The organism is Lysinibacillus capsici (assembly GCF_020217405.1).
Classification (GTDB): domain Bacteria; phylum Bacillota; class Bacilli; order Bacillales_A; family Planococcaceae; genus Lysinibacillus; species Lysinibacillus capsici.
In genome coordinates this window covers 2569090-2593907 of the sequence record NZ_CP084108.1, presented here as the reverse complement: position 1 = coordinate 2593907, position 24818 = coordinate 2569090, and the positions used below count along the sequence as shown (strand labels likewise).

At 39.3% G+C, this 24818-nt stretch carries 24 protein-coding genes; 20 read left to right on the top strand and 4 right to left on the bottom strand.

Annotated elements, in window-relative coordinates; all coding sequences use genetic code 11:
* The first annotated feature begins 261 nt into the window (after positions 1-261).
* Positions 262-2013, top strand: a complete 1752-nt coding sequence (locus LCP48_RS12730) for a methyl-accepting chemotaxis protein (protein ID WP_009371730.1) — start codon at positions 262-264, stop codon at positions 2011-2013.
* Positions 2014-2045: 32 nt separating this feature from the next.
* On the top strand, positions 2046-3740 hold the full coding sequence (locus LCP48_RS12725) for a methyl-accepting chemotaxis protein (protein ID WP_009371729.1): 1695 nt from the start codon (positions 2046-2048) through the stop codon (positions 3738-3740).
* Positions 3741-3762: 22 nt separating this feature from the next.
* Here the strand turns inward: LCP48_RS12725 and LCP48_RS12720 are convergent, their stop codons facing one another.
* On the bottom strand, positions 3763-4074 hold the full coding sequence (locus tag LCP48_RS12720; RefSeq protein ID WP_004227864.1) for a hypothetical protein: 312 nt from the start codon (positions 4072-4074) through the stop codon (positions 3763-3765).
* Positions 4075-4358: 284 nt separating this feature from the next.
* Here LCP48_RS12720 and LCP48_RS12715 point away from each other — a divergent pair, with 284 nt between their 5' ends.
* The gene (locus tag LCP48_RS12715) at positions 4359-5339 is read left to right on the top strand and encodes a diaminopimelate dehydrogenase (protein WP_009371727.1); all 981 of its coding nucleotides are present in this window, start codon (positions 4359-4361) and stop codon (positions 5337-5339) included.
* Between the two features lie 55 nt (positions 5340-5394).
* On the opposite strand, the gene LCP48_RS23335 is transcribed toward LCP48_RS12715, so the two are convergent.
* On the bottom strand, positions 5395-5523 hold the full coding sequence (locus LCP48_RS23335) for a hypothetical protein (RefSeq protein ID WP_009371726.1): 129 nt from the start codon (positions 5521-5523) through the stop codon (positions 5395-5397).
* Positions 5524-5810: 287 nt separating this feature from the next.
* Here LCP48_RS23335 and LCP48_RS12710 point away from each other — a divergent pair, with 287 nt between their 5' ends.
* The 15 genes from LCP48_RS12710 (at position 5811) to panF (ending at position 21925) form a co-directional block, all read left to right on the top strand.
* Positions 5811-8999, top strand: a complete 3189-nt coding sequence (locus LCP48_RS12710; protein WP_225340245.1) for a winged helix-turn-helix domain-containing protein — start codon at positions 5811-5813, stop codon at positions 8997-8999.
* A 202-nt stretch (positions 9000-9201) separates the two neighbouring features.
* Positions 9202-10020, top strand: coding sequence for an alpha/beta fold hydrolase (locus LCP48_RS12705; protein WP_004227877.1), 819 nt, complete (start codon positions 9202-9204; stop codon positions 10018-10020).
* A 1-nt stretch (position 10021) separates the two neighbouring features.
* Entirely contained in the window at positions 10022-10555 is a 534-nt protein-coding gene (locus LCP48_RS12700) for a GNAT family N-acetyltransferase (RefSeq protein WP_004227879.1), read from the top strand.
* Between the two features lie 353 nt (positions 10556-10908).
* A complete protein-coding gene (locus LCP48_RS12695; RefSeq protein WP_225340244.1) occupies positions 10909-12144 on the top strand; it encodes a substrate-binding domain-containing protein in 1236 nt (411 codons plus the stop codon).
* 60 nt (positions 12145-12204) lie between these two features.
* Positions 12205-12981: an ABC transporter ATP-binding protein gene (locus LCP48_RS12690; RefSeq protein WP_131520136.1), complete on the top strand. Its 777-nt coding sequence runs from the start codon at positions 12205-12207 to the stop codon at positions 12979-12981.
* Positions 12956-13663 (top strand): ABC transporter ATP-binding protein, encoded by a 708-nt coding sequence (locus LCP48_RS12685; RefSeq protein ID WP_004227885.1) that lies wholly within the window; start codon positions 12956-12958, stop codon positions 13661-13663. Before LCP48_RS12690 ends, LCP48_RS12685 begins: the two co-directional genes overlap by 26 nt.
* A 16-nt stretch (positions 13664-13679) precedes the next feature.
* A complete protein-coding gene (locus LCP48_RS12680) occupies positions 13680-14552 on the top strand; it encodes a branched-chain amino acid ABC transporter permease (protein ID WP_004227888.1) in 873 nt (290 codons plus the stop codon).
* Positions 14549-15565, top strand: coding sequence for a branched-chain amino acid ABC transporter permease (locus LCP48_RS12675; protein WP_004227890.1), 1017 nt, complete (start codon positions 14549-14551; stop codon positions 15563-15565). The genes LCP48_RS12680 and LCP48_RS12675 overlap by 4 nt, the downstream gene beginning before the upstream one ends.
* Positions 15562-16566, top strand: a complete 1005-nt coding sequence (locus LCP48_RS12670) for a 3-oxoacyl-ACP synthase (RefSeq protein ID WP_009371721.1) — start codon at positions 15562-15564, stop codon at positions 16564-16566. Before LCP48_RS12675 ends, LCP48_RS12670 begins: the two co-directional genes overlap by 4 nt.
* Before the next feature lie 12 nt (positions 16567-16578).
* Positions 16579-17490 (top strand): intracellular short-chain-length polyhydroxyalkanoate depolymerase, encoded by a 912-nt coding sequence (gene phaZ / locus LCP48_RS12665; RefSeq protein WP_009371720.1) that lies wholly within the window; start codon positions 16579-16581, stop codon positions 17488-17490.
* Positions 17474-18205 (top strand): 3-oxoacyl-ACP reductase FabG, encoded by a 732-nt coding sequence (fabG, locus tag LCP48_RS12660; protein WP_004227896.1) that lies wholly within the window; start codon positions 17474-17476, stop codon positions 18203-18205. Before phaZ ends, fabG begins: the two co-directional genes overlap by 17 nt.
* A gap of 15 nt (positions 18206-18220) precedes the next feature.
* Positions 18221-19696 carry a class I adenylate-forming enzyme family protein gene (locus LCP48_RS12655; protein ID WP_216486811.1) on the top strand — a complete coding sequence of 492 codons (1476 nt, stop codon included), beginning with the start codon at positions 18221-18223 and terminating at the stop codon, positions 19694-19696.
* Between the two features lie 135 nt (positions 19697-19831).
* Positions 19832-19963: a Rossmann-fold NAD(P)-binding domain-containing protein gene (locus LCP48_RS23330; protein ID WP_263643088.1), complete on the top strand. Its 132-nt coding sequence runs from the start codon at positions 19832-19834 to the stop codon at positions 19961-19963.
* Between the two features lie 253 nt (positions 19964-20216).
* The gene (locus LCP48_RS12650; protein ID WP_009371718.1) at positions 20217-20480 is read left to right on the top strand and encodes a YhdT family protein; all 264 of its coding nucleotides are present in this window, start codon (positions 20217-20219) and stop codon (positions 20478-20480) included.
* The gene (gene panF, locus LCP48_RS12645) at positions 20480-21925 is read left to right on the top strand and encodes a sodium/pantothenate symporter (protein ID WP_216486813.1); all 1446 of its coding nucleotides are present in this window, start codon (positions 20480-20482) and stop codon (positions 21923-21925) included. Before LCP48_RS12650 ends, panF begins: the two co-directional genes overlap by 1 nt.
* 40 nt (positions 21926-21965) lie before the next feature.
* On the opposite strand, the gene LCP48_RS12640 is transcribed toward panF, so the two are convergent.
* Positions 21966-22736 carry a TSUP family transporter gene (locus LCP48_RS12640; protein ID WP_225340243.1) on the bottom strand — a complete coding sequence of 257 codons (771 nt, stop codon included), beginning with the start codon at positions 22734-22736 and terminating at the stop codon, positions 21966-21968.
* Between the two features lie 125 nt (positions 22737-22861).
* Here LCP48_RS12640 and LCP48_RS12635 point away from each other — a divergent pair, with 125 nt between their 5' ends.
* Together LCP48_RS12635 and LCP48_RS12630 are read left to right on the top strand one after the other, a co-directional pair.
* Positions 22862-23644 carry a TrmB family transcriptional regulator gene (locus LCP48_RS12635; RefSeq protein WP_004227908.1) on the top strand — a complete coding sequence of 261 codons (783 nt, stop codon included), beginning with the start codon at positions 22862-22864 and terminating at the stop codon, positions 23642-23644.
* A gap of 23 nt (positions 23645-23667) precedes the next feature.
* The gene (locus tag LCP48_RS12630) at positions 23668-24054 is read left to right on the top strand and encodes a hypothetical protein (protein ID WP_216486816.1); all 387 of its coding nucleotides are present in this window, start codon (positions 23668-23670) and stop codon (positions 24052-24054) included.
* 50 nt (positions 24055-24104) lie between these two features.
* Here the strand turns inward: LCP48_RS12630 and LCP48_RS12625 are convergent, their stop codons facing one another.
* Positions 24105-24476 carry a nucleotide excision repair endonuclease gene (locus tag LCP48_RS12625; protein WP_216486832.1) on the bottom strand — a complete coding sequence of 124 codons (372 nt, stop codon included), beginning with the start codon at positions 24474-24476 and terminating at the stop codon, positions 24105-24107.
* Between the last annotated feature and the right edge of the window lie 342 nt (positions 24477-24818).

Sequence of the window (24818 nt, the reverse complement as noted above, 5' to 3'; positions counted from 1 at the left end):
TGTACAGAATTGAACTGTGATAAAACTCCTGTATTTTTCAAATAGTAGAATAGTAAATTTATATAGGTCTTTTTTAATGGTTCTTTAGAATATAATTTGAACTAAAATCTTATATTTTATAGATTGTTTTTCTTAATTTATGTGTTTATACTAATTTTAGTTATGACAGCTAAGAAACACATGAGAAAAAATAAGAATAATAAAAAGGGGGGAGCTGCAATGCCTTTAGCCCATTTGCTAGAGCTATGCAGCGAGTGAAAAATGTTTTTTTCTAGGAAAGTAGCTGGAGATTATAATTATTTTTCTGCAATAAACTATTCAGATATAGAATCCAATGAGCGATTTAAAGAAAAGTTAGATTTTTTAGCCTTTTCGAAAAATCGAAGAGAGCTAGTTCGTTATTTACGTACTATCTATGAAAATAATCGAAAGGAAATTTTAGACAACCTAACTGAACGTTTATATGACGTACAGGACTTTGCAAAAATAGCTCAGAAGTACCCGGAGATAGGTGGAGAAAGGCAATTAATCGATGACTATTTTGAGAGCTTGTTTGAGGACGAATTAAATCTTCAATATGTTTTTAAAAGAAGAAAATTATCATCCATACTTTTGAGTGTGGGGATATTACCTAATCAAATTATTGCTATCTATATGTTAATCAATCAATTGATGATCCCGCTTATCGTAAAAGAATTAGCTCGAAATCCTAAAAATATGCTGGATGTTTTACTTGCATTCGAAAGCCTATTAAATATAGATCAGCAAATTATCTTTGAAACCTATATTGAAAACCAGGCTAATTCTGTTGTGACAGGATTAGGAGAAATTATTAAATATAATACACAACTCGTTTCAATCAAAGAACTAATAGAGTTCCAGGAGGTGCAGCAAAAAGAAATTATTGCCGCAAATCAATCGATGCAGGATTTGGAAAACAGCATTGAAGAAATTGCTGTTTCTGTAAGCGATATTTCTGCTCAGACTAAAACAGCATTGTTTGAATTAAATGAAGACCTCGCCTCTTTAAAACATATTACGTCTATTTTGCAGGTAACGGATGAAAACCAAAAATCAATGCAGGTAAATATCGGTCTTTTAGTAAACCATGTAAATAGTGTGGCGAAGTTAATGGAGTTGATTAAATCGATTGCTGATCAGACGAATCTTCTTGCACTCAATGCAACAATTGAGGCAGCAAGAGCGGGAGAGGCAGGAAAGGGCTTTACAGTAGTTGCGGAAGAAATACGTAAATTGGCTGATGATACAAAATCGTCCGTACTTTCTATTCATACGGACATCAATGAATTACTGCTCATAACAGCAGACATACAAGACGTTACACAGCAGTTCGCCAAAGACTTGCATAAAGGCGTAGTCGATACAGCGATGATTACAGAAACACTTACAAATTTAAATGATACCATTCAGCAGCAAGGTATTCGTTTTGGGGAGATTGCAGAAACAGCTAAAAGTCAAGCTGCATCGGCTAATTATATTGCTGAGTGCAATCAAAATATCACTGAAAGCATGGTGAAAAGTAAGGAAATTGTATTTCATATGGGCTCCTCCATTTACCAACTAAGCAATATGATTGATGATTACCGTACCAAAACGATTTCAAATAATTACATCATTAGTCAGGAAGATATTATCGAATTAGCGATTACAGATCATTTGCTCTGGAGTTGGAAAATTTATAATTTACTATTAGGATTTGAAAAAATGTCCGAAGAAGAAATAGCCTCCTATCAAAATTGTCGTCTCGGTAAATGGTATTACGGGTTAGGAAAAACATTGCTTGGAGATAAAGCTATTTTCAAAGAGCTCGAAGAACCCCATATGCTCATCCATGAGCTGGCAAAAAAAGCTGTACAGGCATTCAACCATGGCTACAAAGATCAAACAGAAGCTTATCTTCGTGAAATTACCTTGGTTTCTCATAAAGTAGTGGATAAGTTACAGCAATTAAAAGCTCTTTTAGTGAGTGAAAAACAGCAATATGAACGTTAAAAGGGTTTTTAAACATTTCTGGAGGAATAAAGATGGGCATAATTAAACTTAAATCAGTAAGACAGAAAAATTTATTTGGTTTTTTGCTTGTCTTACTGCTAATGATCATTCTTTCTATTTTTACCATTGAATCGATGAAAAAAATTCATAGAGATACCGATCATATCATGCAAGAGCAGCTACCATTGCTTATGCTGGATCAATCAATGGCCTTTAACACAGCAGAAAAAATTGCATTAGCTAGAGGCTATATTTTGACAGGCGATAGTTCTTATAAGAATGAGTTTCAGAAATATGCTGAGCAAGCCAGTATTCTAGAAGAAGAGTTGCTACAACAAACGGAATCTCCAAAGACCGAGGAGCTTCTATTGTTAGGAAGAAAATGGAATGAAATGATTGTTGAAAATGTTTTTCCGCTTTTTGAGCAAGGAAAAATCGAACAAGCTGAAGCGATTTTAAATGGGGAGGCTCAAGACTACGCAAGAGAATTAATGAGTGGTTTTACAGCTATGGCTGACGAGCGTAAAAAGGAGGTATTACAACAAGGTATCCAAGTGATTGAAATAGGTAATAAAAATATTCAATTCAACTCAATTTTCACTATTCTGATAGTTCTAACAGGAATTATTATTGCCCTATTTGTAACAAATGGTATAGTGAAACCTATCAAATTGGTTATGAAACGTTTACAAAAAATTGCTGAAGGTGATTTAACTGATCCACCATTAAAAGTTAAATTTCAAGATGAAGTGGCAGAACTGATGAAGGCATCTAATTTTGTTAGTGAAAATAATAATCAGTTATTGCAGCAGGTAAAAGTATCTGCGAAGGAATTACATCAACAAATTGGCTATATTGCACAATCTGTAAAGGATGTATTTAATGGATCAGAGCAGATAACTGAAACGATGATAGAACTTGCCTCAGGTACCGAAGCACAAGCAAATTTAGCAAGTGAAATGGTTTCTAAAATGGAGATATTTTCTAAAAATATTTGTGAAATGAATGAAAATGGTCAGCATATATTTCAGAAGTCACATGACATATTAGAGATGACTGGTCAGGGAAAAGAGTTAATGGATCAATCCTTGTTACAAATGTCCATCATCCATGAGGTATTTGAGGGGACAGTAACAAATGTCAACAATTTAGAAAAGCAGTCTCAAGAAATTAATCAGCTTGTCACTGTGATTCGAGAGATTTCTGACCAAACGAATTTATTAGCGTTGAATGCTGCAATTGAAGCGGCTCGTGCAGGTGATGCTGGAAAAGGCTTTGCTGTCGTTGCAGAGGAAGTAAAGAAATTGGCAACACAAGTTTCCTATTCTGTAGTGGAAATTACAGGCATTGTGGAGAAAATACAACAAGAAACCAACACGGTAACAAATTTTCTGCAAAAGGGGTATGTAGAAGTCGCAAGGGGTTCAGAGCAAATGAAAATGACCGGGCATACCTTTGAAAATATTAATGAAGCTGTTAAAATGGTGACGATTACTATTCAAGATACATCTGAAAGAATTGAAATCGTCATGAGGGATAGTGAAAGTGTAAGTAAAATGATTGAGGAAATAGCTGCTGTAACAGAGGAGGCTGCAGCGAGTGTGGAGGAAACTGCCGCATCAGCAGAACAATCCAGTAGCTCGCTTCAAGTTGTTACGAGCAGTGCAGATCAGTTAACCCGAACAGCCGATCAACTAGAGGAATTAATTCAGTTTTATAAGCTATAAATTGAAAATGGATTTGACTTCTTTAGATGAAGTCAAATCCGTTTTTGTTGTATTCACTTTTTTTAATGAACCAGCGAGCGATATCCTTTCCACTATGGTAAAAGTCCACTTCATTTACCTTGTTTTTTTGGATGGAGAGGTCAGGGATGTTTTCTAAAACGTCAAAAGGTAAAACACCGATACATAAATGATTATTTGTTAGATAATCTCCTTGTTGCTTACTGCCACTTTGTATCGATTCACTATGCTTGTTCATTGAGTTTTGTGTCATATGGAATGCAAGTAGTTCTCCTTGTGCCAATGCTGTGCTTGATGAGTAACCAGTACTTTTCATTCAACATGCCCCCTTTTGTCGTTACATTTATTGTACAAGACTAGATGGGAAAATAGCCGTTATTTACAAGGCTTTTACAATAACTTTAAGGTACATGGAAGATTTAGTAATTTGTAACCGTATTCATACCGTTATGGGATATAAACCATAGAAAACTGATATAAATTCTTTTTAAAAAACTCATACTCAAACTATTGTGAATTTTTCTAACACGAAGTATTATTGTAATTAGATTTAACGTGAAAGTTTTCACAAAGTCGCGAAATCGTTAGGAGGAATTTTTAATGAGTGCAATTCGAGTAGGTATTGTAGGATATGGAAATTTAGGACGTGGTGTGGAGTATGCCATTTCACAAAATCCAGATATGGAATTAGTAGCAGTGTTCACACGACGTGATCCTTCAACAGTAAACGTAGCAAGCAATGCGAGCGTATATTTAGTAGATGACGCTGAAAAATTCCAAAACGACATTGATGTTATGATTTTATGTGGTGGTTCTGCAACAGATTTACCAGAGCAAGGTCCACATTTTGCACAATGGTTTAATACAATTGATAGCTTCGATACACATGCGAAAATTCCTGAATTTTTCGATGCTGTAGATGCAGCGGCACAAAAATCTGGTAAAGTATCTGTTATCTCAGTTGGTTGGGATCCAGGTCTATTCTCTTTAAATCGTCTACTTGGAGAATCAGTATTACCAGTTGGTACAACATATACATTCTGGGGCGATGGCCTAAGTCAAGGACATTCAGATGCTGTTCGTCGTATTGAAGGCGTAAAAAATGCTGTTCAATACACATTACCGATTAAAGAAGCGGTAGAACGAGTTCGTAACGGTGAAAACCCTGAACTAACAACACGTGAAAAACATGCACGTGAATGTTGGGTTGTATTAGAAGAAGGTGCAGATGCAACAAAGGTTGAACAAGAAATTGTCACAATGCCTAACTATTTCGATGAATATGACACAACAGTGAACTTCATTTCTGAAGATGAATTTAAAGCAAATCATACTGGTATGCCACATGGTGGTTTTGTCATTCGCAGTGGTGACAGTGGTGCAAACGATAAACAAATTCTCGAATTCTCATTAAAACTGGACAGTAATCCAAACTTTACATCTAGTGTATTAGTGGCTTATGCACGTGCAGCACACCGTTTAAGTCAAGCGGGTGATAAAGGTGCGAAAACAGTATTTGATATCCCATTCAGCCTGCTTTCGCCAAAATCAGCTGCTGAATTACGTAAAGAATTACTATAAACGTAGCTAATGATCCCGATTATCATTGAGTTGATAATCGGGAATTTTTTTAAGTCTAATTTTTTGCTAAAAGTAATGCTTCCTTTATAGCAAGAATAGCCTTTCTAGTTGCCACTGTTAAATTTTCTTTCATAAATGGTACTAAGTCTTTTGGAATTGCAATAACCACATATCCATACTTCACTCAAATTCCTTCGCTCAGTAAAGCAGTTCCATTATAATCGGAACTCGTATAATCTCTATATTTAAAGGCGGTTCATTTAGCCACTTTCCTTCTAAATTTTAGTAATATAACAGAGTACAAAAATTAGGAAGAAAATACAAACTAAATTCTACTTCCATTCCTCAAACAAAAAATGGGGATAAAATCTATAAAAATACATAAAAAATATGGTAAACTGTCAATAATTTAATAATCTGAATTTTTGTAGAAATTTTTGTAACCTTACAAAATATGGAGGTTATGTTTATATGACAGCAGATATTGTTATTCAATCAAAATGTATGGCGCCCAATCCATCCACGCATTGCATTAATAGAGCAACACTAATACGAACGCTAAAGAAAACTCGTCATCATACTTGTACTTTTTTGCATAGTGGAGCAGGGTACGGTAAAACAACCATTCTAACTCAATTTCTTGCAACCGAATCAAGTACGTTTTCTTGGTATAGTATTTCTGATGAAGATGATAATTTATTACCCTTTTTGAGGCACCTCTTTTTTAGTATACAGCGCGTCGTACCGAATTTTGGTCATACATTTGATGGGTGGAACCAATTATCGCGCTTTCCAAAAATGGATGAGCTCAATCGATGGTATAAGCTTTTTGTCAATTGCCTCTGCGATATAGACGAGCCTCTTCTCATCGTGATTGACGACTTTCACCTAGTAGATCATGTTTTTCCTATTAATTATTTCATGGAAAAAATCATTGAATTTGCTCCACCCAGCATTCATTTTATGTTGGCTTCCAGAACACTACCCAATTGGGATATTATGAGGAAATTAAAGCTACAAAAAAGATGGCTCGTTATAAAAGAGGACGAACTGGCATTTTCAACTGAGGAGATTGCAGTGTTTTTTGAAGAATATGTAGATGTACATTTATCCGAGGCTGAAATGAAAAAAGTATTAGAGATCACTGAAGGCTGGGCCATTAGCATTTCCTTATTGGCAGAGCAATGGCATCATGCTTCGCTAGATCATTGGCTGACGATTCCCACAAATGAGCTATTCACATATTTATCAGAGGAAGTTTATAGTAGGATGACTGCTACTGAGCAGGAGACCATCTTAAAATTGGCGATTTTTCCTACCTTTTCTGCGGAGCTATTGAAAGCGTTTTATGACGCTGAGATTGCGCAAATGCTGAATGCATTAACTCAGCGTCATTTATTTATCCAACCTGTGACAACAGATGGCTACTATCGTTTTCATGCATTGTTTAGTCGATTTTTAGAAATGAAATGGCGACAGTATCCAACACAACATGCGGACCTTCATAAACAAGCAGCATTGTATTATGTAGAACATCAAAATATTCAAGCTGTCCTGTATCATGCCTTTAAAACGAATGATCATCATTTTTGCGGAGAGCTCCTACAGCTTCATGCAGAATCAATCGTACGGGCTGGTCAATTTGAATGGTTGCTAGATAAAATCAATCGATTCACTATACAGGAAAAAGATAAATTTTATAAATTAAATTATTTTGAGGGTGAATGTCATCGCTACCGAGCTTATTATGAGAAAGCGAAACAATCCTATGAAAAATGTGCAATCCTCGCACAGCAGCAGCGGGATCACCTATTTATGACAAAGTCTCAAGCTGGGATAGCCCATATTTACTTAGACACCATTCAACCTGCTTTAGCAGAGCCATATCTCGAGAAAGCATTAGAGCTAGCGAAACATACACCATTGCGCAAAGAGGAATTACTAGAACTTCAACGGCAATACGCTGAAAATTTAGTGAATCTAGGGAAGGCCAAGGGTGCACAGCTCTTTATGGAGGACGTCGCATTGCCAGAGGATGTCATACAGCGAGCAAATGTTGATGTACGTGTTTTACTACGAACAGGACAACTACGGGAGGCCAATGAGTTATTAGCGCAGCGACTTGAATTACCGCCTCAGCTTGTTGCAACCCATCGCGAAAGTGAACTGCTGGCAGCTTTCGTTTATGCATTGTTAGGTCAGGGCAAAGAAGCCTGGTATGCTGCCCAACATGGCATTCGAAGAGGAATAAAAGAGAAGTCTATTTTCATAGAGGCGGTTGGCTATATCAGAAAGGCTCATGCCCTGCTGTTAATGGATTATCCAGATCATCAGGGGGCATGTCAAGCCTATGAAAAAGCATTGACCCTCATGAATGCCATTAATATTTCTCGTGTGAAGGCTGAGCCATATATGGGGTTAGCCATTGTCAAACATTCGTTAGGCGATATGGTAGCGGCGAAGAAATACTTAGCACTGGGCTTACAGGAAACGGAGCAAGTTCAAGATGCTTGGATGACTGCGCTTATTCTTTTAGCAGAAGTAAAAATCATCCTTACTGAGCAAGAAATGGGGAGAGCGAAGCAATTATTAAAGAAGACACAGCAACTATTTCAGGAGTGCGGTGATCGCAATGGCTTGATGCATGTGTTATTTTATCAATCAATGATTGCCCTGAAAGAGTGTAATAAGAAGCCGTTTCAACAGTATTTTCAACAGTTTGCACAACTATGTGTTTCAAATGGCTATGAATACTTCTTACAAAGACCAACGATACTTGGTCCGAGCAATCGAATGGTTTTTTACGAGCTATTGCAATTTAGTCAAAAATGCCAGATGGAGCATCCAGCTATCTTAGCATTGCAAAGTCATTTTCAGGTCGAGGATAGTATTAGTTATCCGCATGATGAAATACAGATGAATCTTTTTGGAAGTTTACATGTAATTCGTACACAACGAAAGCTGGAAGACAAAGAATGGCAACGTGATAAATCGAAGGAATTATTCGTGTACCTCTACTGCCATCGCCATCGCTTTACACCAAAGGAAGAAATAGCACAGGCATTATGGCCCGATCGTAGTGTCGAGTCCTTGGATCGAGACTTTAAGGTGGTCTTAAATACGTTACTCAAAGTGTTGGAGCCACAACGACATGCAAGACAAGAGAGCTTTTTCATTCAGCGGAAAAATAATATGTATCAGTTACAAAATATTGCTTTTCTCCAAATTGATGTTGAACGCTTTCACTATTATTACAGCTTAGGAATCGACGAATTTGATCCACAGCTGTCCAACGAGTGGCTCTTATTAGCGGAAGCGAGCTATACGGATGCGCTCTATGCGGAAAAAAAGCAAATCGACTGGCTAACGCAGGACCGTGAAAAGCTACAATTTTTATATATCGAAGTCTTGGAACGACTAGCACAAAATGCAACAAGGCAACAGCAATATAAAAAAGCCATTTTTTTCGCAGAAAAGATGCTACGCGAGGATGCACTCTGGGAAGAAGCGTATCGCCTGCTCATGTACAGCCACTACCAGCTCCATAATCGTTCTCTTGCCTTAAAATGGTATGAAAAATGTGTTCAGCAATTACAACAGGAGCTTAACACAACCCCGATGGAATCTACCATGGCGGTCTATGACTTGATAATGGGTTAGCCAGTGTTGTTTAGGCTAAGTGAAGTGTATTGAACTGTTCCTAAGTAATATGAAAGTCCTCCTATTGAGGAGGCCCGCTCCTAAGAGTAGACAAAGCGCTCTAATTAAGGGTAGAGCCGCTCATAAACCATGTCAACTCGCTCCACAGTGTCGTAGTCTAATATAAACTAGAAAAAAATGTAACCTATTTGGAGGAACAACAATGCCATTTTGTCAGACAAATAAAGCGAAAATTTACTACGAAATAATTGGAACAGGGATACCTATCATCATGCTACATGGTTTTTCTCCTGATCATCGTTTGATGAAGGGCTGTATGGAGCCTGTATTTAAAGAACGTGAAGGGTGGAAACGTATTTATCTGGATCTTCCAGGAATGGGGAAGACAACAGACTATTCATCGATTCAGAACTCGGATGAAATGCTAGAAGCGATTATCGAATTGATACACACAATCATTCCACAAGAATCGTACTTGTTGGTTGGTGAATCTTATGGTGGCTATTTAGCGCGCGGTATTATGAGGAAATCAGTGGATCAACTTTTAGGTACTGCCTTTATTTGTCCTCTCATCATTCCTGAAAAAGAACAACGTACGGTGCCACCGCATTGTATTGTACAAGCAGATACTGCTTTTTTATCAACATTAAGTCAGCAGGAGCAAGATGATTTTATGGCTAATCAAGTTGTCTTAGATGCCTATAATTGGGAGCGCTATTCAACAGAGGTGTTGGCAGGGTGTAATCTAGCGGATCAGGCATTTTTAGAAAAAATTCAGCAAAGCTACGGATTTTCCTTTACCGTTGACGAAAAGTCCTTTGATAAGCCAAGTCTCTTTTTGCTGGGTAAACAAGATTCTGTGGTTGGCTATAAGGACGCGTTTTCACTTCTAGAGAAGTTTCCCAGAGCAAGCTTCGCCATTTTAGATAGAGCTGGCCACAATTTGCAGATCGAGCAACCTAAATTGTTTACCGAGCTGATGAGTGAATGGTTGAATCGTGTAGAGGGAGCGATGGATTAAAGTGATACTTGCAAATGATAAATTATTTTTAAGAGAATTTAGGCAGCAAGACTGGGTTGATGTGCATAAATATGCCTCTCAGGAGGTTGTTTGTAGGTATCAAACATGGGGACCGAATTCAGAAGAGGATACAAAAGAATTCATTCAGGATGCTCTCGAAGAAGCAACACAAACACCAAGGGAACGATATGTTTTTGCTATTATTCATCAAGAAACATTAATAGGTGCGGTAGAAATCATGATTAGGGATTTTGTAAATGAAGTCGGGGAGATTGGCTATATCGTGAACCCTGATTATTGGGGTAAGGGAATAGCAACGCAGAGTGCTAAATTGATGATGACTTTCGGCTTTGAAACATTAAAGCTCCATCGTATTTATGCAACCTGCGACCCTCGAAATATTGGATCATCCAAAGTGTTAGAGAAAATAGGAATGTCAAAGGAAGGAATATTACGTGAAAACATGCTAATGCAAGACGGCGTTTGGCGAGATTCATTATTGTATAGTATGTTGAAACAGGAATGGTTATCATGAAGCGTACGATTAAAAGTCATCTTATTTAGGGGTATAAAGCTATGCAGAAGGAAAAGAGCAATAAGAATCCGATGTATCACTGCAATTAAATGCAGTAGGGAATGAGAAAAAAATTATAAGAAAAATAGATGTGGACTCTAAAAAGCAAGAATGTTGATTTCTAAACATTCTTGCTTTTTGTTTTAAGAAATGTTGTTTAGTTGCCATTCTGCTTCGCTCCATTTTCGGGACAGAGCTAGGTGGCTTATATTTGAGCCAGCTAGCTTGTAACTAATTTGTAACTGGACTTTTATATAGTGTTGTCATAGCAAGAAAGCGCTTTCTAGGGAGCTTATTTTGAAGGGGGATATGGGATGAGGAAGCAGTGGTATTGGTTTCTTTTAGTGATGTTGGCTGTGGTGTTGGTGGCTTGTAATGGGGATACGAAAGAGGGTGCAACGGAAGCGGATTCTTCTGATGGGGAGACGAAGGCGGTTACTGCGGAAGGCGGCACAATTAAGATTGGTGTGCTTGCATCGTTAACTGGGGCGCTTGAGTCATATGGGAAGCAGACGCAGCGAGGATTTGATTTAGGAATTGAGTATGCAACAGGCGGCACGATGGAGGTCAATGGTAAGAAAATAGAAATTGTATATGAGGATACCGAAACAAAGCCCGAGGTGGCTGTACAAAAAGCGACAAAGCTTTTAGAAGATGATCAGGTTGATTTTTTAGTCGGCTCTTCAAGCTCGGGTGATACGCTTGCTGTTCTACCGCTTGCCGAGGAGTATGAAAAAATTATGGTGGTAGAGCCTGCAGTGGCTGACAGTATTACAGGTTCAGAGTTCAATGAGTATATTTTCCGAACAGGTCGTAATTCATCACAGGATGCCTATGCGGCAGCAGCGGCTATTGCAGGCAAAGGTGTGAAGATTGCTACATTTGCGCCAGATTATTCGTTTGGCTGGGATGGTGTGAATGCCTTTAAAACGGCAGCGGAGAAATTAGGGGCTGAAATTGTACTAGAGGAGTATGCAGATCCTGCTGCAACAGATTTTACTTCCAATTTGCAAAAGGTGATTGATGCGAAGCCAGACTATTTGTTTGTGGTTTGGGCAGGAGCAAATTCACCATGGAATCAAATTGCAGATCTTAAAATTCAAGAAAAGGGCATTAAAATTTCGACGGGTGCGCCAGATATTATTGCGCTTCAATTTATGAATCCATTGGTTGGGATGGAAGGCTTCTCGGTGTATTATCATACACTTCCTCAAAATGATGTCAATAAATGGTTAGTAGATGAACATCAAAAACGTTTCAATGAAGTGCCCGACTTATTTACGCCTGGCGGCATGTCTGCGGCGATTGCTATTGTGGAGGCATTGAAACAATCGGATGGGGATGCAGACGCCAACAAGTTAATCGACGTTATGGAAGGTATGTCCTTTGAAACACCAAAAGGGACAATGACATTCCGTGAAGAGGATCACCAGGCTCTACAATCCATGTATTCGATTCGCTTAGAGCAACAAGATGATGTGGATTATCCAGTACCAGTACTTATTCGGGAGCTTAGTCCTGAAGAGACAGCACCGCCCGTTATGAATTAAAGAATTGAGAGGCAGCATAGCTGTCTCTCTACATAAATGTGAGAAGGAAGGGAGTAGAGAATGGAGCCTATATTATATACAGATAATTTAACAATTCGTTTTGGGGGACATACGGCTGTAGATGGCGTTAATTTTCAAATGCCTGAGAAGCATTTAAAGTCCATTATTGGGCCGAATGGTGCTGGGAAAACAACCTTCTTTAATTTGATTAGTGGTGAGCTAAAGCCAACTGCGGGTGATGTTTATTTTAAAGGGCAATCACTTGCACAAAAGTCGGCCATTGAAAGAACTCGAATGGGATTGGGACGATCTTTTCAGATTACCAATGTTTTTCCAAACTTAACGGTTCTCGAAAATGTTCGTTTAGCCGTTCAATCCAAGGAGAGAATTCGTTATCAGCTATTCCGCCATTACAAAAGCTATCAGGCGATGACGGACAAAGCGGAGGAGTTATTGGCACTTGTGTTACTCGACAATAAACGAGATGCCCTGACAACAATGCTATCCCATGGAGAGAAAAGAAAGCTTGAGATTGCCATGCTACTCGCGTTAGATACAGAAATTCTACTGCTCGATGAACCAACTGCAGGTATGTCATTAGAGGAAGTACCTACGATTTTAGAAATTATTCGAAGCATAAAACAGCAGGGGGATAAAACCATTTTGCTCATTGAACACAAAATGGATATGATTTTGGATTTATCGGATTCTATTATGGTGTTGTTCAATGGTCAGCTATTAGCAGATGGCTCACCAGAAGAAATTATGAATAATGATACTGTGCAACATGCATATTTAGGAGGGCTGTACGATGACCACCTTACTGACATTAAATGAGGTTCACACGCATATTGGTCAATATCATATTTTGCAGGGCGTTAATTTTGAAGCGAAGGAGGGGCAGGTTACTGTACTGCTCGGACGCAATGGCGCAGGGAAAACGACCACCCTGAAAACAATAATGGGTTTAACGCCTGCAACAAAGGGTGACATTGCCTTTCACTCCCAATCGATTAAAAAAAGTCCTACCTATAAGGTGGCGAAATTAGGAATCGGCTATGTACCTGAAAATCAAGGGATTTTTGCAGATTTAACGGTAGAGGAAAACATGAAGGTAGCGATGCGCAAGGAGGATACAGCCACATTAGAGAGACAGCAATATGTGCTAGAGCTGTTTCCTGACTTAAAGAAGTTTTGGAAAAAGGCTGGTGGGCATTTATCGGGTGGTCAAAAGCAAATGCTGTCCATGGCAAGAGCCTTTATCAATGATAGCCAATTAATATTGATAGATGAGCCTTCCAAGGGACTTGCTCCGATAGTTGTGGAAAAAGTGATGGAAGCGATTGTGGAAATGAAAAAGAAAACGTCCATTGTTCTAGTGGAGCAAAACTTTATAATGGCTAGTCGAATTGGTGATACCTATACATTAATCGATGATGGTAGAACAGTAAATTCGGGCAATATGCAGGATTTGATTGATGATGAAGAGCTAAAACGCAAGTATCTTGGCATTGGATAGAGGGGGGTGACTATCATTGGAGCTATTGGTCAATTTAATCATTAATGGCTTGGCCACTGGGATGTTAATTTTTCTGCTAGCAGCTGGTTTGACATTAATTTTCGGTTTAATGGATGTATTGAATTTTGCGCATGGTGGGCTCTTTGTTTGGGGGGCCTATGCGGGCATCTTTACCTATATGTTGACAGAAAGTTTTATCGTTGGGATTATAGGCGCGATTGTGACCGGAGCGTTGCTTGGACTGCTGACAGAGAAATTCATTATTACGCCTGTTTACGGCAATCATATTCAGCAAATTTTAATTACCTTAGGGCTGATGCTCGTGTTGCAGGAGCTTATTAAGGTGGTCTTTGGACCAAATGGGGTGGCAGTAAAAACACCAAGTTATTTAGCAGGTAGCTGGGAAATTGGTGATGTGATCATCATTAAATATCGTTTATTTATTATTGTCATAGGGTTTGTGATTTTTGGTATTTTCCAATACATGCTGAAGCGTACGAAGATTGGCTTGATCGTTCGGGCTGGGGTGCAGGATAAGGAAATGGCGCAGGCTCTCGGTATTCATATTAAGCGTGTATTTTTATACGTCTTTATGGTGGGCGCTGCTCTGGCGGCACTTAGTGGAATGTTGATGGCTCCCTATTCAGGTGTGATTTATGCGGAGATGGGCATGGAGTATGCCATTTTAGGCTTTATTGTTGTGGTAATTGGCGGTATGGGTAGTTTTTCCGGCTCCTTGCTTGCAGCGATTTTAGTAGGGCTAGCAGGTAGCTTTATGGCTTATTATGTCCCTGTGCTGTCACTGGCGGTCAATATGATTTTAATGGCCATCGTTTTAATTTTCCGTCCTCAGGGGCTGTTTGCGATGCGAAAGGAGCGGACATCATGAACAACAAAATATCTTTACGTACTTTCGCTTTTTTCCTGTTACTTGTCATTTTTATTATCCTTCCTTTTGTCAATGATTCAAGGACACTACTTATTTTACTCACACAAATCTTTATTTTTGGGATATTGGCAATGAGCTATGATATTTTACTAGGCTATACAGGCATCGTCTCCTTTGGGCACGCCATGTTCTTCGGCATTGGTGCCTACACAACAGCAGTCATGCTTAAGCAGATGGATCACACACTCTTGATCTTTGTACTGTCCATCGTGATTGGTATGGTACTAGCAGGCTTCATTAGCTTTTTAGTAGGTTTATTAACCTTACGCTTAAAAAGTCATTTTTTTGCGATGCTGACGCTAGCCTTTTCGGGGTTATTTTTAGTCTTAGCTGAAAAGTGGCGCTCTGTTACGTATGGCAATGATGGCTTTACATTCAGAGCACCTGATCTATTTAGAGATCGAATGACCTTCTATTTCTTTGTGCTAGCAAGCTTGGTTGTCATCTTTTTGGCGCTCTACCGCTTTGTTAATTCACCAACAGGCCGTATTTTAATTGCCGTTCGTGAAAATGAACAGCGGACGAAATCATTAGGCTTTAATACGTTGCACTATAAAGTCATTGCCTCAGTTGTGGCAGGCATTGTAGCAAGTTTTGCTGGCTCCTTATATGCAGTGTCATTGCGCTTCGTTAACACGAGTGTGATGGCCATGGATATTACGCTGGATGCATTGTTAATGACGATTATCGGTGGGGTTGGTACTTTAGTGGGGCCGTTATTAGGCTCGGCGGTCATTGAATATGCGCAACATGCACTGTCGGGGCTTGCACGAGATTATCCTATTTTTGAACGTTGGATTATCTTCTTCGGGATTCTCTATATTTTAGCCGTTATTTTCTTCCCAAAAGGTATTATTGGCTCATTAAGATTGCTCTTTTGGAAGTGGCGAGGAAGGCTAAAGCAACGAAAAACAACAGGTCCCCTGCCTCAGGAAAAGGAGCGATTTGAATGACAGTTGGTATTGTAAGTACGGGTATTTATCTACCTCAACAGAAGATGACATCGCAGGAAATTGCGGCTGTTTCCAATATTCCTGAGGACATTATCCGTCAAAAAATGGGCATTCATGAAAAGCCAATCCCTGATAAGTCTGATCATACAGTGCAAATGGGCATCTGGGCAGCACAGGAGGCGATTCAAAAAGCGAATATAGACCCTAAGGATATTGATGTTGTCATCTATATGGGGGAGGAACATAAGGAATATCCACTCTGGACAGCCTCCATTAAAATGCAGGAGGAGCTTGGTGCAGTGAATGCATGGGCATTTGATGTGCAATTACGCTGCGGCACAACAATCATGGCGTTGAAAGTGGCGAAAAGCCTAATGGCTTCAGATGACACGATACGAACCATTCTGTTAGCAGGTGGTTATCGCAATGTTGATTTTATCGATTACAGCAATCCACGAACGCGCTTTATGTACAATTTAGCGGCTGGTGGAGGCGCCATGTTATTACAAAAAAACTATGAAAAAAATCTGCTACTAGAGACAGATATTATAACGGATGGTTCTTTCTCAGAGGATGTAGTCGTGCCAGTCGGGGGAACGAAAAATCCATTAACCCCAACCCATTTAACCGAAAATTTATATAAGCTTGACGTTTTGGACCCCATTGGGATGAAGGAGCGGCTAGAACAAAAATCTTTAAGCAATTTTTTGAAGGTCATTCGCAGTTCTTTAGCGAAAAGTGGATACAGTGACGATCAGCTAGATTATTTAGCGATGTTGCACATGAAAAGATCTGCACATGATTATATTTTAACGGAGCTTGGCTTACAGCAGGAGCAGTCTATTTATTTGCAAGACTATGGACATATAGGTCAGATCGATCAAATATTGTCCCTACAGCTAGCACAGGAGCAACATCAAATTCAAGCAGGCGATATTGTGACGCTTGTTAGTGCTGGCATTGGCTATGTATGGGGCGCTATCACAATACGTTGGGGATAAGGGGGAAATGGCATGGTAAAAACGATTCAACTAGCAAATGGAGAGACAATGGCCTATCGCAAGCGATCAGGTGGAGGTCATCCTTTAGTGTTAGTACATGGCAATATGACATCTTCTAAGCATTGGGATATTCTGATGGATGCTTTAGACGACAAATACACCATTTACGCGATAGATTTACGTGGTTTTGGTGAATCATCCTATCTTAAGCCAATCACAGCTATTAAAGATTTTAGTGATGATGTCAAGCTATTTGTGGATGCACTACAACTGCAAAGCTTTGATATGATTGGTTGGTCAACAGGTGGAGCTGTCTGTATGCAGTTTGCAGCAAATTATCCAGGATACTGTCAAAGACTGATTTTACTTGCGTCTGCTTCTACACGTGGCTATCCATTTTACACGGATTTAGGAACAGGCAATCCAGACTCCTTTAAGCGAGCCTATCATTATGAGGAGGTATTGGTGGATACATCCAAAACAAAGCTTATTCAAGGCTTCTACGATGAAAAAAATGCGGAAGGCTTACAGTCTATATGGAATGCATTAATTTATACGCATCATCGACCAAACGAAGGAAAATATGAAGAATATGTAGAGGATATGCTTACACAGCGCAATTTAGCAGAAGTATATCATGCGCTCAATACATTTAACATAAGCGCTGTTGATAATGAGGTGGCAAAAGGCTCTCGGGAGGCCATGTTGCTTCATATCCCAATTTTAGTGCTACGAGGGGATCGTGATTTGGTGATTACAGAGGAAATGAATGCAGAGTTATTACAGGATTTAGGCAAAACAGCACAGTTTGTAGGTCTAAAAGACTGTGGGCATTCACCGTTAATCGATGATTTAGCACAATTGACAGCTGAAATTGAAGCTTTTTTAGAAATTGGAGGAAGACAGTATGCGTTTGAACAATAAAGTGGCTATCATTACTGGGGCTGCAAATGGTATTGGCTATGCGGCTGCTGAACGTTTTATCGAGGAGGGGGCATGGGTGTTTATCGCCGATTTTGACGATAAAGCAGGCATTCTAGCAGCACAACAACTAGGTGAAAATGCTGTATTTATACAAGTAGATGTTGCAAGTAGAGAGAGCGTTAAACAGCTGGTGACGGCAGTGATCGAACAGGCAGGACGGATTGATATTTTAGTGAATAATGCGGGGATTACACGAGACGCCATGCTGACAAAAATGACGGAGGATCAATTTCAGCAGGTGCTAGATGTCAATTTGACAGGTGTCTTCCATTGTACACAGGAGGTCATTCCCTATATGGCGGCAGCAGGTGGAGGCAAAATTATAAATACATCCTCAGTTAGTGGAGTATATGGCAATGTTGGTCAAACCAATTATGCAGCGACAAAAGCAGCGATTGTAGGTATGACAAAAACATGGGCGAAGGAATTAGGGCGTAAGGGGATTAATGTTAATGCAGTGGCACCTGGCTTTACAGAAACAGATATGGTCAAAAAAATGCCTGAAAATATTTTGGCTCAAATGCGATCAATCGTCCCCCTACAACGTTTAGGGACACCACGTGATATTGCCAATGCCTATTTATTTTTAGCATCTGATGAGGCCTCCTACGTTCATGGGCATACTCTGCATGTGGATGGCGCAATTATGATGTGATAGGGGGTAGTCAAGATGTTTGTTGAGCAAGAATGGATTTTAAAACGTGCAGCTTTAACACCTCACCACATCGCCTTGATTAATTTAACATCAAAGGAGCAATGGACCTACCAGCAATTATCTGAGGAAATCGGCAAATGGAGTCAATTTTTCGAGCGTCAGCAGCTACAAAAAGGAAGTAGAGTCGCTGTTTTTGCGAAAAATCATATCCAATTGTTTGCTGTTTTATTTGCCTGTGGGCTACGTGGGCTCATTTATGTACCGTTAAATTGGCGCTTAAGCAAGGAGGAGCTAACACAAATTTTGGCGGATGCGACCCCTGCTATCCTATTATACGAAGAGGATAGTCATTGTCCCTTGGTTTTAGAAAAAATGTTTTCACTTCACGTTAGCCAGCATGAGAAGGAGATACAACCAAGTAGGCAAGACGTGGATGTGGATGATCCGTGGTTAATGATTTATACAGGAGGCACGACGGGTCAGCCAAAGGGGGTAGTGCTATCCTTTTTGTCGGTCAATTGGAATGCCATGAATACTATTATTAGCTGGGGTCTACATGCTCAAGATCGGACATTAAATTATATGCCGATGTTTCATACTGGTGGCTTAAATGCTTTATGCATTCCCTTACTGATGGCGGGAGGAACCGTCATTATTGGCGATAAATTTGATGCAGAAGAGGCTCTCCAAGCAACGAACCAATATCAAACGACCATTTCGCTTTTTGTGCCAACCATGTATCAAGCAATGATTGCTACGAAGTATTTTCAGGAAAATCAATTTCCTTCTATGAAGGTATTTTTATCTGGCGGTGCCCCGTGCCCTCATCCTATTTATGATGCTTTTTATAATAAGGGATTATTTTTTAAAGAGGGATATGGTTTAACAGAAGCAGGACCCAATAATTTTTATATTGACCGAGAGCGTGCCTATGCAAAAAAGGGGGCTGTCGGGAAAAGTATGCAATTCAATGAAGCGAAAATCATCAATCTTACAGGAAAAAGTTGTGCACCTGGAGAAGTAGGAGAGCTATTGGTAAGAGGGAAGCATATGTTTCGCTTTTACTGGAATAACAAGCAAGAAACCGCCAATATCCTGCAAGATGGCTGGTTGAAAACAGGGGATTTAGCGATGATGGATGCGGATGGCGATTTTTATATCGTTGGGCGTAGAAAAGAAATGATTATTTCAGGTGGTGAAAATATCTATCCTCAGGAAGTAGAACAATGTCTACTACGGCATCCAGATGTGCGGGAGGTGGCCGTGATTGGTGTAGGTGATGACTATTGGGGTGAGATCGTGACAGCTTTTATTGTTTGTCCCCATCAGGTAGCCTCTCTATTAGATGATCTTAATGAGCTATGTCATCAACAATTAGGTCGTTATAAGATTCCAAAACAAATGATTTTCTTAGACGAACTACCGAAAACAAGCGTTGGTAAAATCGATAAAAAGGCATTGTATAGGCTTGTCGACTCATCTATCTGTTAAGTATGATGAGAAGGAAGATACGCTAGTCTTTCTAAATCCGAAATAAGAGAGGGACACATAAATGGCCCACGCATTAGTTATTGGTGGAACAGGGCAATTGAAGCTCCATGCTCGTTTGCAATAAAGACAAGTTTTATGATGGAAGAAGGTCATGCGAGATGGCTGACGCATGAGGAAATATCGCAAGGTGTCATTGTTGCCATTCAACAGGATCCACCTATTCATATCGTCGGGACGCTTCAACCTTGGGCAAAGCGACCATTATAAACTAACTAACCTTCGTCTAACTAGATGGACGAAGGTTTTTACATATTTCCATTAGCAGTTTGTTTTAGATGTCTACATAATTGTGAGGGAAAGTTAGGTTTGTGTGAAAAACGTCAGAATCAGCCAACTTTTTTCTCCTTACATTTTACTTAGTATAACAAAATCATTTCTATATAACTTACCCTTATTTATTCACATCTCTTCCCATCAGACCGACATATCAGTAAAATAGAGTAGGTAAGGGGGATTACATGTGAAAGATCAACGCTTTAAAATAGCGCATCGAGAGGCGCTTATCGGAATTGGACTCGTCCTTGTCAACTTTGCGATTTGGTTTGGCTTTGCCTATGGATTAGGTTCAGGAGATCCAAAAAATTACACGTATGTATTTGGTTTTCCTGCCTGGTTTTTCTATAGCTGTATCGCTGGGACAGGTTTTATGATCCTTCTTATCTGGATTGTGATGAAACTCTTTTTCAAAGAGGTACCATTTGATGATGAGGAGGTGGATCGCTAATGCATTGGCAAGTTGTATTTCCATTGCTATTATTTTTAATTATTATATTTGGAATCGGTATTTGGGCCAATAAGCATGTACGCTCCTCTAATTCATTCCTACAGGAGTATTTCCTAGGTGGTCGTGAAATGGGTGGTTTTATCCTTGCGATGACGATGATTGCTACATATGGCAGTGCGAGTAGTTTTATCGGAGGACCGGGTGTAGCCTATACAAAAGGACTTGGGTGGGTATTACTGGCAATGGCTCAGCTACCAGCAGGTTATTTTGTGCTCATGATATTAGGGAAAAAATTCGCCATTATTGCTCGTCGTTACCAGGCCATTACGTTAATCGACTTTTTACGCGAACGCTACAAAAGCCATGTCATTGTTATTTTATCAGCCATTAGCATCATTGTTTTCTTATTTTCGGCTATGATGGCTCAATGGGTTGGGGGGGCACGCTTAATTGAGTCGTTAACTGGCTTAAGCTACACTGCAGCACTGTTTATTTTTGCGATTTCCGTGTTAGTATATGTGATTATTGGAGGTTTCCGTGCGGTTGCGCTAACAGATACGGTCCAAGGTTCCATTATGGTGATTGGTACAATAATTTTATTAATCGGCACGATTGTGGCAGGTGGAGGCATCGACAATATAATGGCCTCACTGGTTGCTGAAAATCCTGACTTTGTGTCACCATTTGGCGCACAAGGAGATTTAACACCTTTGTATGTCTCGACATTTTGGATTCTCATCGGTGTAGGGGTTGTAGGACTTCCGCAAATTGCGGTTCGTGCGATGAGCTATAAGGATTCCAAAAGTATGCATCAAGCGATTCTTATTGGCACGATTGCCATAGGGACAATCATGTTTGGCATGCATTTAATTGGGGTGTTAGCCCGACCTGTCATACCTGGCATTGAAATTGGTGATAAAGTCATGCCGCTCCTGACATTGAAGGTATTACCGCCATTTTTAGCAGGAATCGTTTTAGCTGCACCAATGGCTGCGACAATGTCAACGGTTAATGCTTTACTAATGCTTGTCAGCTCTACAGTTGTCAAAGACATCTATTTAAATTATATGAAGCCGAAAGCTAGTGATGCAGAGATAAAGCGTGCAAGCTTTATTGTAACAACAGTCATAGGCCTAGCGGTTGTCATCTTTGCACTCAATCCACCTGATTTATTAGTTTGGTTGAACTTATTTGCCTTTGGTGGACTAGAGGCTGTCTTTATTTGGACAGTCGTTTTAGGATTGTATTGGAAAAAAGCGAATAAATACGGAGCGATTGCGTCGATGATTACAGGCATGTTGTTGTACATTATGATTGATCGGTTTTATCCTTCTGTCTTTGGTATGCATACAGTCACAATACCAATTGTCGCATCCTTCTTTATTTTTGTGCTTGTCAGTTTGTCCACTAGTCATAAATTTAAAAACGAAAAGCTTATGATTTAACGCCAAAACGCCACAGATTTCAAATTCTGTGGCGTTTCTTTTAATGCATCATAAAATCATAGGCATTTTTCGCAAGTAATGTCATCGTAACAACAATAAATAGCGTGCGGACAAAGCCACTTCCTTTTTTGATTGCCATGCGTGAGCCAAGCATAGCCCCACCAATTTGCGCAATGCCCATGACTAGACCATAAACATAATGAATTTGACCTAAGTAAGCAAACATACAAACACCAGCCACATTACTCGCCAAATTTAAAAACTTCGCATTACCAGCCGCCTTTAAAAAATCAAAGCCTACCAGTAAGAAGCTAAAGATTAAAAAGGACCCTGTCCCAGGACCAAGAAATCCATCATAAAAACCAATAGCAAATAATAGCAGCATAAATAAAAACAAATGTTTTTTAGATAGATTTTTTACAGTAGCGACGGCACCCCAATCCTTTTTAAAGATCGTATATACCCCAACAGCCGCCAGCATAACAAGCATTAATGGCTTTAGTAATGCTGGATTGATTAGATGTACAGTCCATGCACCACATAATGATCCGATAAATGCTAGCGGAAAATATTTGAGGACAGAGCGAATGTCCAACTGGCCAGAACGATAGAAAGAAATAGAGGAAGTGAGAGAGCCCATAGCTCCTGCTAGTTTATTCGTGGCAACAGCAGCGGCTGGATTGAGCCCTACAAATAGTAAGGCTGGTAGTGAAATTAAACCGCCCCCTCCCACTACTGAGTCAACAAAAGCCGCCAGAAATCCAAATGAAATTAATAGTATGAGAATATGTACATCGATTTCAAACAACATATGACACCTCTTTAGAATTAGTTACTACTGAAATAGTAACTAATTTTATTTACGCTGTAAACCCTATTTTTTCATTGGCAAATCTTCACAAAGGTAGCCTATAATAAAGATAATGGAGGGATTACATGGAGGAATTAATCACCCAGCTGAAAGAAATGGGTTTTACAGAATATGAAGCGAAGGCCTATACGGCACTTGTTCAGCAAAGTCATGTCAGTGCCTATCAGGTTAGTAAAAATTCTGGCATACCACGTGCAAGAGTGTATGATATTTTAAATATCCTTGTAGAAAAGGGCATCGTGTTAAAAGAAGAGACCGCAGAACAAACGACCTATTCGGCAATGCCTGTGTCTGTGTTCTTACAGCAAATGCAACAGCGCTGGGAGTCCAATTTTACGTCTATAAGCGGGAAACTAGAGAAATTAGAGGAAAAAGTGCAGGAAGCTGAGCCTAAAGTGGTCATGCTGAAGGGCAAGGAACCCATTATCAACTATTGTCAGTCACTTCTAAAGAAGGCGAAGAAAAAAGTGATGCTATCGATGTGGGAAGATATGTATGATGCCTTACGTGAAGATTTGCAAGAGGTGGCGTTGCATGTTCCTGTTCATGGCATTACGTTATATGTAGGAGAGCATCTCGCCTCTATTGACCAGCACAGAGCCACACATTATACAAAAAAAGCGTCGACACCGCATTGGTTTATCTTATCGGTAGATGGTCAGGAAATGATTTATGGTCATTCTCCATCTACCCAAGAGACGGCCTTTATCACCAATGATTCGGTTCATATTTATTTGTTAGAGGATTATATATGGCATGATGTACTCATTAATCGGTTAGTAAAACGGGATGATCAGGAGTTAGAAGACTGGATTGCTAAGGAGCGGAAAGCTTTTTTCTTAGAATAGTCGTATAAGGGAAGGGGAGTAACTTGAAAAAATTCGTGTTGCTAGGTTTAATGAGCTTACTCATGCTAGGAGCCTGTCATGCTACACCACCATCCGAACCACCAACGATTCATGAGCTAACGGTTGTCCCAGATAATGTCCAAAAAAATATTGTTTCTAATGACAGAATACAACTATTACATGAAAAGGATGCTCCATATTACCTTGTTTATTATTCAAAAGGGAATGTATTGGCAAGTATTACAGCTGAGGGAAATAGGCTTATCATCCAGTTAGAAGAAGGCAGCGAGCAAAGGAAAGAGGCTCAGCCCTTTGTTTTTCAAATCACCGTCAAGAATCATGAGCTTGATACCATTGATTTGCGAATAAACGGTCAGAGTACGCCCATTGATCGTATGACCATTATGTGATAAAAGAAACCGAAATCTTTAGATGAGATTTCGGTTTCTTTATGAGATGCCTAATAAAAGACTTTGTCTACGTTATATTTAGAGCGGAAAGTATTAATCGCGTATGTTTCGTAAATTTCACGTTCCATTGGATCTTCTACTTCATAGACTTCAATTTTGAACACTTCATCACGATGGTTTTTCATCGGAGATACATTATCCTGGAAATGTTTTTTAATACGTTGACGAATTTTACGTGCTTTCCCAACAAACAATAGCTCATTCTTGTCATTATAGAATAAGAAAATGCCGCCTTTATCACGTGTGATTTTATGGAAGTCAATAAAACCGAAGTAAGGTGTGATTGGCACATCACCTGGTTTTAAATCTTGTTCACGTTGACGGATTACTAGATCTGGTTTTGGAAATTCAATTTTAATCAAACTATTCACGTTCCTCTCTCTTACTAAAAGTATATGGTAACATAATTACGGCATGTTTACCATAAATTTTAAATGTAGAAACACCCCATATAGCAAGCTTAGTGTACATCAAATGAGCAAGGAACATGCACATGAATCACAAAATATAACATTGCGAACAAGATAAAAATTCAAAAAGAAGATGTGAAGATTGACACTTTTACATTGAATGACATTGAAAAGAGGTTATTCTTAATGGATAGCTTCTTTTTGTTTACTTCTTAGATAAAACAATTGTAACACGCTCATTAAATAGTTATTTTTTAATATTCGGTTGTGGTAAAATATAACTGTATTACCAAC